10 protein-coding genes and 1 pseudogene are annotated in these 13,271 nt (G+C 60.0%); 5 read left to right on the forward strand and 6 right to left on the reverse strand.

Features of this window, described 5'->3' with window-relative positions:
* Positions 1–50: 50 nt before the first annotated feature.
* Positions 51–692, reverse strand: a complete 642-nt coding sequence (locus ABLU73_RS06930; protein WP_074440954.1) for a Crp/Fnr family transcriptional regulator — start codon at positions 690–692, stop codon at positions 51–53.
* Between the two features lie 238 nt (positions 693–930).
* Here ABLU73_RS06930 and ABLU73_RS06935 point away from each other — a divergent pair, with 238 nt between their 5' ends.
* The 5 genes from ABLU73_RS06935 to ABLU73_RS06955 all read left to right on the forward strand — a co-directional run bounded on the left by ABLU73_RS06935 (position 931) and on the right by ABLU73_RS06955 (position 7,445).
* On the forward strand, positions 931–1,854 hold the full coding sequence (locus ABLU73_RS06935; protein ID WP_017898799.1) for an aminoimidazole riboside kinase: 924 nt from the start codon (positions 931–933) through the stop codon (positions 1,852–1,854).
* 164 nt (positions 1,855–2,018) lie between these two features.
* Positions 2,019–3,536 (forward strand): carbohydrate porin, encoded by a 1,518-nt coding sequence (locus ABLU73_RS06940; protein ID WP_004202408.1) that lies wholly within the window; start codon positions 2,019–2,021, stop codon positions 3,534–3,536.
* 104 nt (positions 3,537–3,640) lie between these two features.
* On the forward strand, positions 3,641–5,011 hold the full coding sequence (locus ABLU73_RS06945; RefSeq protein ID WP_004202407.1) for a sucrose-specific PTS transporter subunit IIBC: 1,371 nt from the start codon (positions 3,641–3,643) through the stop codon (positions 5,009–5,011).
* Complete coding sequence (locus ABLU73_RS06950; protein WP_049117075.1) at positions 5,011–6,411, forward strand: sucrose-6-phosphate hydrolase; 1,401 nt, start codon at positions 5,011–5,013, stop codon at positions 6,409–6,411. Before ABLU73_RS06945 ends, ABLU73_RS06950 begins: the two co-directional genes overlap by 1 nt.
* 23 nt (positions 6,412–6,434) lie before the next feature.
* On the forward strand, positions 6,435–7,445 hold the full coding sequence (locus ABLU73_RS06955; RefSeq protein WP_017898803.1) for a LacI family DNA-binding transcriptional regulator: 1,011 nt from the start codon (positions 6,435–6,437) through the stop codon (positions 7,443–7,445).
* Positions 7,446–7,498: 53 nt separating this feature from the next.
* Here ABLU73_RS06955 and ABLU73_RS06960 read toward each other — a convergent pair.
* The 5 genes and pseudogenes from ABLU73_RS06960 to ABLU73_RS06980 form a co-directional block, all read right to left on the reverse strand.
* Positions 7,499–8,102 (reverse strand): annotated as a pseudogene (locus tag ABLU73_RS06960) (hypothetical protein).
* Between the two features lie 184 nt (positions 8,103–8,286).
* A complete protein-coding gene (locus ABLU73_RS06965; RefSeq protein WP_025999105.1) occupies positions 8,287–9,309 on the reverse strand; it encodes an ABC transporter permease in 1,023 nt (340 codons plus the stop codon).
* Positions 9,310–9,328: 19 nt separating this feature from the next.
* Positions 9,329–10,813, reverse strand: coding sequence for a sugar ABC transporter ATP-binding protein (locus ABLU73_RS06970; RefSeq protein ID WP_004202401.1), 1,485 nt, complete (start codon positions 10,811–10,813; stop codon positions 9,329–9,331).
* A 32-nt stretch (positions 10,814–10,845) separates the two neighbouring features.
* Positions 10,846–11,769, reverse strand: coding sequence for a sugar ABC transporter substrate-binding protein (locus tag ABLU73_RS06975; RefSeq protein ID WP_002892597.1), 924 nt, complete (start codon positions 11,767–11,769; stop codon positions 10,846–10,848).
* A 429-nt stretch (positions 11,770–12,198) separates the two neighbouring features.
* A complete protein-coding gene (locus ABLU73_RS06980; protein ID WP_004202400.1) occupies positions 12,199–13,218 on the reverse strand; it encodes a LacI family DNA-binding transcriptional regulator in 1,020 nt (339 codons plus the stop codon).
* Positions 13,219–13,271 lie beyond the last annotated feature (53 nt).

The following is a 13,271-nucleotide window of genomic DNA, read 5'->3' on the forward strand; positions in this document are numbered from 1 at the left end:
TCCCCGGGCGGATTTTAGCGACGTTATGTCGGGGAGCCGACGAATCTGAATCAGAATTTCTCAGGAATAGAGCGGTCGATGGAAATCAGTTTGCCTTTTTTCACCGTGATATATCCCCCCTCGCGCAGGGCGGCCAGCACCTGATAAACATAGCTGCGCGAGAGATTGGTCCGTTTAATAATAAATGCCGACAGACTTTCATGTTGCCCGCCATCGATTTCAGCGCGATATAAATAGCGCGACAGCATCGACTTAATAGTCTGAAAGCTAGTCTGGCTGCCGCGTTCATAGTGGGCATCAAGGGCAAATATACCCATATAGGCCAGGATCGTGGTCAGCTCTTGCATATAGCCCGGCGACGAATGAAAGAATATCCGTTCAAAATCGCTGGCGGATATTTTCGCCAGCTGGCATTCGCCCAGACACTGATAATAGAGCGCCACCGACGGACAATAATGTTCCAGCAACCCTAACGGCATATGCGCGATAACAATCCCGATCAGGTTCTGCTCGTCACCAAAGGCCAGCGTCATTTGCCCCTGCAGCAAAAAATAGAGATAGCCCGGCTGCGGCAGAAACGGCTGGTCTTTACTCAGGCTCAGGGTTTCACTGCAGGCGATCACCGCCGGCAGGTGCGTGGTCAGCGTCAGCTTCTGGTACCGATCGTAAATATCGCCAAAACTGGGGTTCATCGCGCTACGCACTCCTTCACCTTTTATCACCGCGGCGGGGCTAACCGCGGCCTGTGGAACTATACCTAAGCGGGTCAGGAAGGAAAAGTCCAGATCTGGAGTGGCGAAATATTCCGCCTGGCTCACATTTTTCACCCTCGCCCCGCCCTTTCGTCCGCCAATCGTTCCGCTTGCCGCCAGGCTGTGCTTTAATTAGCTAAAACGGTTTAACAAAGTTTAGCTAAGAGGAACTAGTCCTATGAATGGTAAAATCTGGGTACTCGGCGATGCGGTCGTCGATCTCCTGCCCGACGGAGAGGGCCGCCTGCTGCAATGCCCCGGCGGCGCGCCGGCCAACGTCGCGGTCGGCGTGGCGCGGCTCGGCGGCGATAGCGGGTTTATCGGCCGCGTCGGCGACGATCCCTTCGGCCGCTTTATGCGTCACACCCTGGCGCAGGAGAAGGTGGATGTGAACTATATGCGCCTCGATGCGGCGCAGCGCACCTCCACGGTGGTGGTCGATCTCGATCGCCACGGGGAGCGCACCTTTACCTTTATGGTCCGCCCGAGCGCCGACCTGTTTCTTGCGCCTGAGGATCTTCCGCCGTTTGCCGCCGGTCAGTGGCTGCACGTTTGCTCTATCGCTCTCAGCGCGGAGCCGAGCCGCAGCACGGCATTCGCGGCGATGGAGGCGATAAAGCGCGCCGGGGGCTATGTCAGCTTCGACCCCAATATCCGCAGCGACCTGTGGCAGGATCCGCAGGAACTGCGCGACTGTCTCGACCGGGCGCTGGCCCTCGCCGACGCCATAAAACTCTCGGAAGAGGAGCTGGCTTTTATCAGCGGCAGCGACGACATCGTCAGCGGCATCGCCCGGCTGAACGCCCGCTACCAGCCGACGCTGTTGCTGGTGACCCAGGGCAAAGCGGGGGTGCAGGCCGCGCTGCGCGGGCAGGTTAGCCACTTCCCTGCCCGCCCGGTGGTCGCCGTCGATACTACCGGCGCCGGCGATGCCTTTGTCGCCGGGCTGCTCGCCGGACTCGCCGCCCATGGTATCCCTGACAACCTCGCCGCCCTGGCTCCCGACCTCACGCTGGCGCAAACCTGCGGCGCGCTGGCCACCACCGCCAAAGGCGCCATGACCGCCCTGCCCTACAGGGACGATCTTCAGCGCTCGCTGTGATCCCGTTGGGCCGGCTAACGGCCCACTTTGCTGGCGACATCACAATTCTTAAACCGGTTTAGCAATTTTTATTTTCACCGCATTACCGACATGTTTACCATATTAACTAAACCGGTTTAGCAAACGTTAGCACACTCACTGATTTACCTTTGGATGTCACCAACATGTATAAAAAACGGAAGTTAGCCATTCTTATTGCTTTGCTAACCGGCGCCGCCGCCGCCCATGGGCAGACAGACCTGAACAGCATTGAAGCGCGTCTCGCCGCCCTGGAAAAACGTCTGCAGGATGCCGAGACTCGCGCCAGCACTGCCGAAAGCCGCGCCGCCTCGGCGGAGCAGAAAGTTCAGCAGCTAACCCAGCAGCAGCAACAAACCCAGGCCACCACCCAGCAGGTGGCCAAACGCACCACCCAACTGGAAGAAAAAGCCGAACGGCCCGGCGGCTTTGAGTTCCACGGCTACGCCCGCTCCGGGGTGATCATGAACGACTCCGCCGCCAGCACGAAATCCGGGGCCTATATGACCCCCGCCGGGGAAACCGGCGGCGCCATTGGTCGTCTGGGCAACCAGGCCGACACCTATGTGGAAATGAACCTCGAACATAAGCAGACCCTGGACAACGGGGCGACCACCCGGTTCAAAGTGATGGTGGCCGATGGGCAAACCACCTATAACGACTGGACGGCGAGCAGCAGCGACCTGAACGTGCGCCAGGCGTTCGTCGAGCTGGGCAACCTGCCGACCTTCGAGGGTCCGTTCAAAGGCTCGACCCTGTGGGCCGGGAAGCGCTTTGACCGCGACAACTTCGATATCCACTGGATTGACTCGGATGTGGTGTTCCTCGCCGGGACCGGCGGCGGGATCTACGACGTGAAGTGGAACGACAGCCTGCGCAGCAACTTCTCGTTATACGGCCGCAACTTTGGCGATATCGCCGACAGCAGCAACAGCGTGCAGAACTATATCGTCAGCATGAATAACTTTGCCGGCCCGGTGCAGATGATGGTCAGCGGGATGCGGGCGAAAGATAATGACGACCGCCAGGACGCGAACGGCAATCTGGTGAAAGGCGATGCCGCTAACACCGGGGTTCATGCCCTGCTGGGTCTGCACAATGAGAGCTTCTATGGCCTGCGCGACGGGACCAGCAAAACGGCCCTGCTGTACGGTCACGGCCTGGGCGCCGAGGTCAAAGGCATCGGCTCCGACGGCGCGCTGCGTCCGGGAGCCAACACCTGGCGTTTCGCCAGCTACGGCACCACCCCGCTGAGCGATCGCTGGTTTATTGCCCCGGCCGTGCTGGCGCAGAGCAGTAAAGATCGCTATGTCGATGGCGACAGCTATCAGTGGGCCACTCTCAACCTGCGTCTGATTCAGGAAGTGACGCAGAACTTCGCCCTCGCCTGGGAGGGCAGCTATCAGTACATGGATCTGCAGCCTGAAGGCTACAACGATCGCCATGCGGTCAATGGCAGCTTCTACAAGCTGACCTTCGCCCCGACCTTCAAGGTCGGCAGCATCGGCGACTTCTTCTCGCGCCCGGAGATCCGCTTCTATACATCGTGGATGGACTGGAGCAAAAAGCTGGATAACTACGCCAACGACGACGCGTTAGGCAGCAACGGGTTCAAATCGGGCGGCGAATGGTCGTTCGGTATGCAAATGGAGACCTGGTTCTGACGTGAACCCGGGCGACAGGGTAAGTAAAACATAAATATAAGGTTCGCGGTGCCAGCCATGGCCGGCGCCGCCCACGCCATATCATCATGCATTCAGAGGGTACTATGGATTTTGAACAGATTTCCCGCTCACTGCTTCCCCTGCTGGGCGGCAAGGAAAATATCGCCAGCGCCGCGCACTGCGCCACCCGGCTGCGGCTGGTGCTGGTCGACGACGCGCTCGCCGACCAGCAGGCGATTGGCAAAATCGACGGGGTGAAAGGCTGCTTTCGTAATGCCGGACAGATGCAGATCATCTTCGGCACCGGGGTGGTCAATAAAGTCTATGCTGCCTTTATCCAGGCGGCGGGCATCAGCGAATCGAGCAAATCCGAAGCCGCCGACCTGGCGGCGAAAAAGCTGAACCCGTTCCAGCGCATTGCCCGCCTGCTGTCCAACATCTTTGTGCCGATTATTCCCGCCATCGTCGCCTCCGGCCTGCTGATGGGCCTGCTGGGGATGGTGAAAACCTACGGCTGGGTCGACCCGGGCAACGCTATCTATATCATGCTGGATATGTGCAGCTCGGCGGCGTTTATTATTCTGCCGATCCTGATCGGCTTTACCGCCGCCCGCGAATTTGGCGGCAACCCTTATCTGGGCGCGACCCTCGGCGGGATCCTCACCCACCCGGCGTTGACCAACGCCTGGGGCGTCGCCGCCGGCTTCCACACCATGAATTTCTTCGGCATCGAAGTGGCGATGATCGGCTATCAGGGCACGGTCTTCCCGGTGCTGCTGGCGGTGTGGTTTATGAGCCTTGTCGAAAAACGGCTGCGCCGCGTTATTCCTGACGCGCTGGATCTGATCCTCACGCCGTTCCTGACGGTGATTATCTCTGGCTTTATCGCCCTGCTGCTGATCGGCCCGGCCGGCCGCGCGCTCGGCGACGGCATTTCGTTTATCCTCAGCACGCTTATCAGCCATGCCGGCTGGCTGGCGGGCCTGCTGTTCGGCGGCCTCTATTCGGTGATCGTCATTACCGGTATCCACCACAGCTTCCATGCCATTGAGGCGGGTCTGCTCGGCAATCCGTCGATCGGCGTCAACTTCCTGCTGCCTATCTGGGCGATGGCCAACGTCGCTCAGGGCGGCGCCTGCTTTGCCGTGTGGTTTAAAACCAAAGATGCCAAAATCAAAGCCATTACCTTGCCGTCGGCGTTTTCGGCGATGCTGGGGATCACCGAGGCGGCGATCTTCGGGATTAACCTGCGCTTTGTGAAACCGTTCATCGCCGCGCTGGTGGGCGGTGCCGCCGGCGGCGCCTGGGTGGTGTCGATGCACGTCTACATGACCGCGGTGGGCCTGACGGCGATCCCGGGAATGGCCATCGTGCAGGCCAGCTCGCTGCTGAACTACATTATCGGGATGGCGATCGCCTTCGCCGTGGCATTCGTACTCTCTCTGACGCTGAAATACAAAACGGACGCTGAATAATGTCATTACCGTCACGCCTGCCTGCGATCCTGCAGGCCGTTATGCAGGGCCAGCCGCAGGCGCTGGCCGACGACCATTACCCGCAATGGCATCTGGCGCCGGTCAGCGGACTGCTGAACGATCCCAACGGCTTTTGCCAGGTCGCCGGGCGTTATCACCTGTTTTATCAGTGGAACCCGCTCGCCTGCGACCACACCTATAAGTGCTGGGGACACTGGAGCTCAGCCGACCTGCTGCACTGGCGGCATGAACCTATCGCCCTGATGCCGGACGAAGAGTATGACCGCAACGGCTGCTACTCCGGCAGCGCGGTCGAGTTCGAGGGTACCCTGACCCTGTGCTACACCGGCAACGTGAAGTTCCCCGACGGCGGGCGCACCGCCTGGCAATGTCTGGCGACGGAAAATGCCGATGGCACCTTCAGCAAGCTGGGGCCGGTACTGCCGCTGCCGGAAGGCTATACCGGCCATGTACGCGACCCTAAGGTGTGGCGCCAGGACGGGCGCTGGTACATGGTCCTCGGGGCGCAGGATGTGCAACAGCGCGGCAAAGTGCTGCTGTTTACCGCCAGCGACCTGCGGGATTGGCGCCTGGTGGGCGAGATAGCCGGGCATGACGTTAACGGCCTGGCGAACGGTGGCTACATGTGGGAGTGCCCGGACCTGTTTCCGCTGGCGGACACCCACCTGCTGATCTGCTGCCCGCAGGGGCTGGCCCGCGAAGCTCAGCGTTTTCTCAATACCTATCCTGCGGTGTGGATGGCAGGCCGTTTCGACGCCGAACGCGGCGCCTTCGACCATGGCCCGCTGCACGAGCTGGACAGCGGCTTTGAGTTCTACGCGCCGCAGACCATGCTGGCCGAAGATGGCCGCCGCCTGCTGGTCGGCTGGATGGGCGTCCCGGACGGGGAAGAGATGCATCAGCCCACCCGCGCGCAGGGATGGATCCACCAGATGACCTGCGTGCGCGAACTGGCGTGGCAGTCGGGTGCCCTGTATCAGCGTCCGCTGCGCGAACTGACCGCCCTGCGCGGGGAAGCCCAGGGCTGGCGCGGGCAGACCCTGCCCCTCGCCCCGATGGAGCTGGCCTTTGACATCGCCCCCAACAGCACGCTGGGGCTGGATTTTGCCGGCGCCCTGCAGCTCACCGTCAACCGCGACGGCCTGCGCCTGTCGCGCCGCGGCCTGCAGACGGCGGAGATGCATCATCGCTACTGGCGCGGCGAGGCGCGGCGGCTGCAGATCTTTATCGACCGCTCCAGTGTGGAAATTTTCATCAACGATGGCGAAGGGGTAATGAGCAGCCGCTTCTTCCCGGGCTATCCGGGGCAGCTCATCTTCAGCGGTGCGACGCCGGTGGCATTCTGCCGCTGGCTGCTGCGGCCATGCATGGTAGAATAAGCGTTTTGCTTTCAGGCTCCCGAGTGCTGATGAAAACCAAACGCGTAACTATCAAAGATATCGCCGAACTGGCGGGCGTCTCCAAAGCGACCGCCAGCCTGGTACTCAACGGTCGTGGCAAAGAGCTGCGCGTGGCGCAGGAGACGCGCGAGCGCGTGCTGGCGATCGCCCGCGAGCAGCACTATCAGCCGAGCATTCACGCGCGCTCGCTGCGTGATAACCGCAGCCATACCATTGGCCTGGTGGTGCCGGAAATCACCAACTACGGGTTTGCCGTTTTCTCCCATGAGCTTGAGACGCTCTGCCGGGAAGCCGGCGTGCAGCTGCTTATCTCCTGCACCGACGAAAACCCCGGCCAGGAGAGCGTGGTGGTCAATAACATGATTGCCCGCCAGGTCGACGGCCTGATCGTCGCCTCGTGCATGCACAGCGATGCCGACTACCTGAAGCTCAGCGAACAGCTGCCGGTGGTGCTGTTTGACCGCTCCCCCAGCGACAGCGCCCTGCCGCTGGTGATGACTGACTCGGTCACCCCAACGGCCGAACTGATCTCCCGCATCGCCCCTCAGCATGCGGACGAGTTCTGGTTTCTCGGCGGCCAGCCGCGGCTATCGCCTTCGCGCGACCGGCTGGCGGGATTCACCCAAGGCCTGGCTCAGGCGGGGGTTACGCTGCGTCCCGAATGGGTGATCAACGGCAACTATCACCCCAGCTCCGGCTACGAGATGTTCGCCGCGCTCTGCGCGCGGCTGGGACGGCCGCCGAAGGCGCTGTTCACCGCGGCCTGCGGCCTGCTGGAAGGGGTCCTGCGCTATATGAGCCAGCACCATCTGCTGGACTCCAATATTCATCTCGCCAGCTTCGACGATCACTATCTGTACGATTCACTTTCCCTGCGCATTGATACCGTGCAGCAGGATAATCGCCAGCTGGCCTGGCACTGCTACGATCTGCTCAGCCAGCTGATCGACGGCCAGGCGCCGGAGCCGCTCCAGCGCTATCTGCCCGCTACCCTGCAGTTTCGCCATGCCTGACGGCGCCGGCGGCGATTAGCGTTTTCGCCGGGCGCGCGCCGCCTGCCTCAGCGTCAGCAGCACGCTGGCGAGCACCACGCCGAGGCCAATTGTTACCTGCCAGCGGTAAGCCATCAGCAGCGAGGGCAATCCGCCGTCCGGCGCCAGCATCACGAGATTCCAGCCCGCCAGGCCGGCATTGCCGTTCAGCGCCCGGCTTAACATCCGCTGATGCGGGGCGAAGGGCTGAATGGTCTGGTAATGGCTGCCGAACAGCGGCGGCTGCATCTCCCGCGGGAACTGTGCCTGCACCTGGGCCAGCACGCTGGCCGGCAGCGCATGCGATGCCGCCAGCAGATGCCCGTCGCCATTCACCAGCAGTAGCCGATAATGCCGCTGCCGGGCCAGGGTATGCAGATCGGCGCGCATCACCGCCAGCGGCCAGGTCGCTTCCCGCTGCGGAGCGGGGGTGTTCATCCGCTGTTCAAGGCGTTCCGCCACCCACCGCGCATCCTCCTCCAGCTGCCGGGTATGCATCTCACGGTAAACCTCTCTGGCCGGCAGGTTCACGCCCCGACTGAGGATCAGGATCGCCAGTCCCGCCAGCAGGCTGACGATAATGCCCCTTCTCCCCGGTCGCGAGAGCGGCGAGGATTTGATTAAGGATGGTGTATTCATACGACTCCAGAAACAGGGGGCAAGGCGTGGCCCCCTGGCGAATGGACAACAAAAGTCGCGAAACTGTACAGGATGCGCAGCGCGGGAAAAATAGACAGCCGGCGCCTGGCGGGACGTATTTTGTTTATTTCTGGACAGGGCTGGCGGCAACGACGCGCTTCGCCGTTGCCGCCAGTTGATAAGATTAGCGTTTTTTCCGGTTGCGGCGCATGTCGATGGTCACCGCCGCGACGATAATGATCCCTTTAATAATATCCTGCACGTAGGCATCGACGCCGACAAAGGTAAAGCCGCTCTTGATCAGGCCAAGGATCATCGCGCCAATCAGGGTGCCGGTAATGCGCCCCACCCCACCCATTAAGCTGCTGCCGCCGATCACCGCCGCGGCAATCGCGTCCAGCTCGTAGGACATCCCCATGCTCGACTGGCCACTGCTGACGCGCGCCGCCAGCACTACCCCAGCCAGCCCGGAGAGCGCCCCGGCGATGGTGTAGACGATCACCAGGTATTTATTCACGTTGATGCCGGACACTTTGGCCGAGGTCATGTTGCCGCCGATGGCATACACATATTTGCCATACCGGGTATGCTTCAGCGCAATGTGAAACACTGCGGCAATCACGAAGAAGATGATCACCGGCATCGCCCCCTGGCCTATCGCCGTAAAACTGTCGGAGAGGAAGCTTATCGGATTGCCCTGGGTGTAATACTGCGCCAGACCGCGCGCCGAGACCATCATCCCGAGGGTGGCGATAAATGGCGGGATGCCGGTTCGCGTCACCAGGAAACCGTTGGTCAGCCCGCACAGCAGGCCGACGCCGATCCCCGCGCAAATCGGGATCACCGCCGGCAGGTTGACCAGCGCCGGGAACATTGGCGACAGGCTGTCGGAGGTTTGCGCCAGGCTCGCCGCCACCACCGCCGCGAGGGCGATAACCGAGCCGGAGGAGAGGTCAATCCCGGTGGTGATGATCACCTGGGTGACGCCGACGGCGATGATGCCGATGATCGCCACCTGCAGCACAATCAGCACCAGGCGGTTGGTATTGAGCAGGAACGACTGGTCGCGAACATACCAGCCGGCGATTTCAAAGGTCAGGGCAATCACCAGCATCACCACAAAGATGCCGGTATCTTTCGGCATTTTATGCCGCAAATTAGCGAAGAAGGAGGAACCCTCGCTGGCCGGAGCCGCCGTTAATTTCATATTACTCATTCTCTGTGCCTCAATGGGATGCCAACGACAAAATGGTTTCCTGGTCGGCTTCGTCTTTTTCCAGGATGCCGGTGATACGGCCTTCATGCATCACCATGACCCGGTCACTCATGCCAAGGATTTCCGGCAGCTCAGAGGAGACCATAATGACCGCCACCCCCCGGTTCGCCAGTTCACTGATAAGATGATAAATTTCCGCCTTCGCCCCGACGTCGATGCCGCGGGTCGGCTCATCGAGAATTAAGATTTTCGGTTGCGCTAACAGCCAGCGCGCAATCAGAACTTTTTGCTGATTCCCCCCGCTGAGGTTATTAATAATTTGATCCATCGTCGGCGTTTTAATATTGAGCCGACGGATTTGCTCCATGCAGTCTTCGGCCATTTTCACGTGCTGGACAAAACCGCTCTTGCCGATATATTCCGGCATTTTGACGATACTCATATTTTCCAGCACCGACAGCACCAGAAACAGGCCCGACTTTTTACGGTCTTCGGTTAATAATGCCATTCCCTTTTCAATCGCCACGGAGGGGGAATCAATGGTCACCGGCGCCCCGTCGATCAGCACTTCGCCGCTGTCGAAGCGTTCCATGCCAAACAGGCTTTCCATCACCTCGCTGCGCCCGGCGCCCACCAGCCCGGCCACGCCAAGGATCTCGCCGCGACGCACGGTAAAGCTGACATCATGGAACACGCCCTGGCGCGTCAGATTGCGTACCGTCAGCACCTCTTCGCCGATGGTGTTATTAAATTTCGGGAACAGCTGGGTTAATTCGCGGCCCACCATCTGGGTAATCAGCGACTGGCGGGTAAATTCGGTGGTGTTTTTGCTCCCCACCCAGGTCCCATCGCGAAAGACGCTGATCTCATCGGTGATAGCGAAGATCTCATCCATTTTATGGCTGATATAGATGATCGCTTTGCCCTGAGCCCGCAGGTCGCGGATGATGGTGAACAGGTGAGCTACCTCGCCTTCGGTCAGCGCCGAAGTGGGCTCATCCATGATCACAATATCCGCGTTCCATGAGACCGCTTTGGCAATCTCCACCATCTGCTGGGCGGCGATGCTCAGGTCGCCCACCAGCCGGTCGGCGGTTAAGCGAATATTCAGCTTATCCAGCAGCGCCTGGGTCTGGCGGGTCAGCTGGCCGTGGTCGACAAAGCCGTACTTCATCGGCTCGCGCCCCAGCCAGATATTCTCCGCCACCGTCATATGCGGCACCAGATTCAGCTCCTGGTGGATCATCGATATCCCCGAGCGCAGCGCATCCATGGTGTCGGTAAACTCCACCGGCTCACCTTTCACGCGAATCGATCCTTTATCCGGGCGATAGATACCGATCAGGCACTTCATTAGCGTGGATTTACCGGCGCCGTTCTCGCCCATCAGGGCGTGCACCGTTCCCGGGCGCACGCGTAATGAGACATTGTCGAGCGCCTTCACGCCGGGGAAGAACTTACTGATACCTTCGGCTTCAAGGGCAAAAGCGTTCATACATCCACCTCCGTACCACAGGTTGGCCAGGATTATTTCTGATTACGATTGGTAAATTCAGCCATGTTCTCTTTGGTGATCAGCTGATACGGCACGTCGATGATTTTCTCGACTTTCTCACCGTTCGCCAGCTTGATGGCCGCGTCTACGGCGCCCTCGCCCTGGCCTTTCGCATCCTGGAAGATGGTGGCGATCATCTTGCCGCTCTTCAGCATCTGCAGCGCATCCGGGGTGCCATCCACGCCGGCGATGAGAATATGGTTCGGATTTTTACCCAGCGCCTGCAGGGCGCCGATCGCCATTTCATCGTTGTTGGAGGCGATGGCCTGGATATCCTCGCCGCTGGTCATCCAGTTGCTGACCACGTCCACGGCGTCATTGCGGGTGAATTTCGCGGTCTGCTTCTGCACGATTTTGATGTTCGGGTATTTGGCGACGACCTCTTCCACCCCTTTGGTGCGGTCGCGAGTAGATTCATTCGCCAGGTCGCCGAGCAGGATCGCCACATTGCCCTTGCCGTTCATCGCCTTCGCCAGCGCTTCCATCTGCAGACGGCCGGCGAGAATCGAGTCCGACCCCACATAGGCCATCTTGTCGGTCAGCTCCGCCTGCGGGCGACGGTTCACAAATACCAGCGGGATCCCGGCCTTGGTGGCCTGATCCATGATCGGTTTCACCGCATTGGTATCCACCGGGTTAACGATAATGGCGTCCACCCCCTGGCCGATAAAGTTCTGCACCTGCTGCAGCTGCTGGGAGACATCCCCTTTCGCGTCCTCGATCTGCGATTTCACCCCATCTTTTTTCATCTCTTTTTGCATCGAGGTACGCAGGATCGTCAGGAAGTTATCGTCAAACAGCGCCATCGAGACGCCAATGGAGACATCTTTTGCCATAACCACCGCAGGCAGCATGCAGGCTAACAAAGAGGCAACAATCGTTTTCTTAATATTCATAGTTGATCCTTGATTTTGTAGGTACGCCGGTGAATGAAACAAAATGAAAAATTAATTTCAGTCAGGTTGCGACAAATGTCTGTTGTAACGGCGACGGCGCTGCGGGGTTTTCCGCATTTCGTCGTGATCGGAATCACAAATAATGGCTGTTTTATCATCACTTTTTTGAAACATCAGTCCATTTATGCCACACCGTGAATTCCAGACCATTTATTTCATTAACAAGACATTTGAAACTTTTATAAGTAAATAACTGAAATGAAAATTTTAAAACTATGCAGTAACAGAATTTTGACAGACATCTAACATTGCTGCATAAATGAGCGAAAAATGAGAGGCAGACAACGCTTTAAAGCGATCGCCCCCGGCGGGGTTGGCATTTACCCGCCGGGGAAATCCGTGTTGTCAGGAAGGGAGGCGCCGCACGCCTTAGTCCACGTTCTCGGCGCTGTAGAGGATAAAGTCGACTTTCCCGTCGGCATAGGTTTGCGGCTGATAGCCGGACTCCAGATGGCGCAGCATCAGGTCGATCGCCAGCTGGGCGTGCTGGCGGGTGTTCTGATCGAGCGTTAACGCCAGGCTGCCCCGGGCCAGCTGCTGGCGGGTGGTATTGTAGCGCTCATGGGTGATCCAGCAGACGTCGCTTTCGCGGCGGTGGCGAGCCAGCGCCTCGGCAATCTGAGTATTGCCAAGCCCGGTGTTATAGATCCCGACAATATGCCGGCTGCGGCACAGAGCCTGCTCCAGCAGGCGGGTGATCTGCTCCCGCCGCTCCTCGCCCGCCAGCACCTCATTAAGCTGCAGGTGGGGAAAGCGCTGGCTCAGCACCTCGCGGAACCCCTGGATGCGCAGGCGATGCGCGCTGTAATCCTCCCGGCCGCTCACCATCAGCACCTCCCCGGGCCGCGGCGTCATTCTCCCCATCATTAATCCCGCGGTGCGGCCAGCCTGCAGCTGATTGATCCCGACGTGGCAGAGCCGGTCGGCGCCGGGCAGATCCGTCGCCAGGGTGATGACGGGAACGCCCGCTTCCCGGCAGCGGCGCAGCGCGTCATGCACCACAGGGTGGTCATTGCCGAAGACGATGATCCCCTGACGCTGCTGGCAGCTGCGCATAATGCGCCGGGCCAGGGTCGCCGGCTGCGACTCCGGGACAAAGGTGCGGTGCAGGGTCAGACGGCGATAGCCGAGGCTATCCGCGACGGCGGCGAAATCCTGCGCCAGCTGCGGAAAAAAGAACGAGTCATTGCTGCTGAGAAAGAGCTCAATTTGCCACGGAAAGCGGTGCTCCTCCGGCAGGATCCGCTTCAGCCCCGCCTCCCGCGCCGCCTGCAGCACTTTGCGCGTGGTCTGCGGCGATACGCCGCCGCGTTCGTTCAGCACCCGGTCCACAGTGGCCACGCCGACGCCAATCTGTCTGGCCAGCATCGCCAGTGACATGTTTTTCATCGCCCCTCTCTTCAATGATGGAAATACATCAAAACGGCAGTGTCAGTGAGTTT

The sequence above is a fragment of the Klebsiella sp. GG_Kp175 genome (assembly GCF_040062325.1).
Taxonomy (GTDB): domain Bacteria; phylum Pseudomonadota; class Gammaproteobacteria; order Enterobacterales; family Enterobacteriaceae; genus Klebsiella; species Klebsiella quasipneumoniae.

Coding starts and splice junctions, on each gene's coding strand:
- ABLU73_RS06975 (WP_002892597.1), bottom strand. CDS start 11,769: ATGAATATTAAGAAAACGATTGTTGCCTCTTTGTTAGCCTGCATGCTG.
- ABLU73_RS06965 (WP_025999105.1), bottom strand. CDS start 9,309: ATGAAATTAACGGCGGCTCCGGCCAGCGAGGGTTCCTCCTTCTTCGCT.
- ABLU73_RS06940 (WP_004202408.1), top strand. CDS start 2,019: ATGTATAAAAAACGGAAGTTAGCCATTCTTATTGCTTTGCTAACCGGC.
- ABLU73_RS06930 (WP_074440954.1), bottom strand. CDS start 692: ATGAACCCCAGTTTTGGCGATATTTACGATCGGTACCAGAAGCTGACG.
- ABLU73_RS06970 (WP_004202401.1), bottom strand. CDS start 10,813: ATGAACGCTTTTGCCCTTGAAGCCGAAGGTATCAGTAAGTTCTTCCCC.
- ABLU73_RS06980 (WP_004202400.1), bottom strand. CDS start 13,218: ATGAAAAACATGTCACTGGCGATGCTGGCCAGACAGATTGGCGTCGGC.
- ABLU73_RS06935 (WP_017898799.1), top strand. CDS start 931: ATGAATGGTAAAATCTGGGTACTCGGCGATGCGGTCGTCGATCTCCTG.
- ABLU73_RS06950 (WP_049117075.1), top strand. CDS start 5,011: ATGTCATTACCGTCACGCCTGCCTGCGATCCTGCAGGCCGTTATGCAG.
- ABLU73_RS06945 (WP_004202407.1), top strand. CDS start 3,641: ATGGATTTTGAACAGATTTCCCGCTCACTGCTTCCCCTGCTGGGCGGC.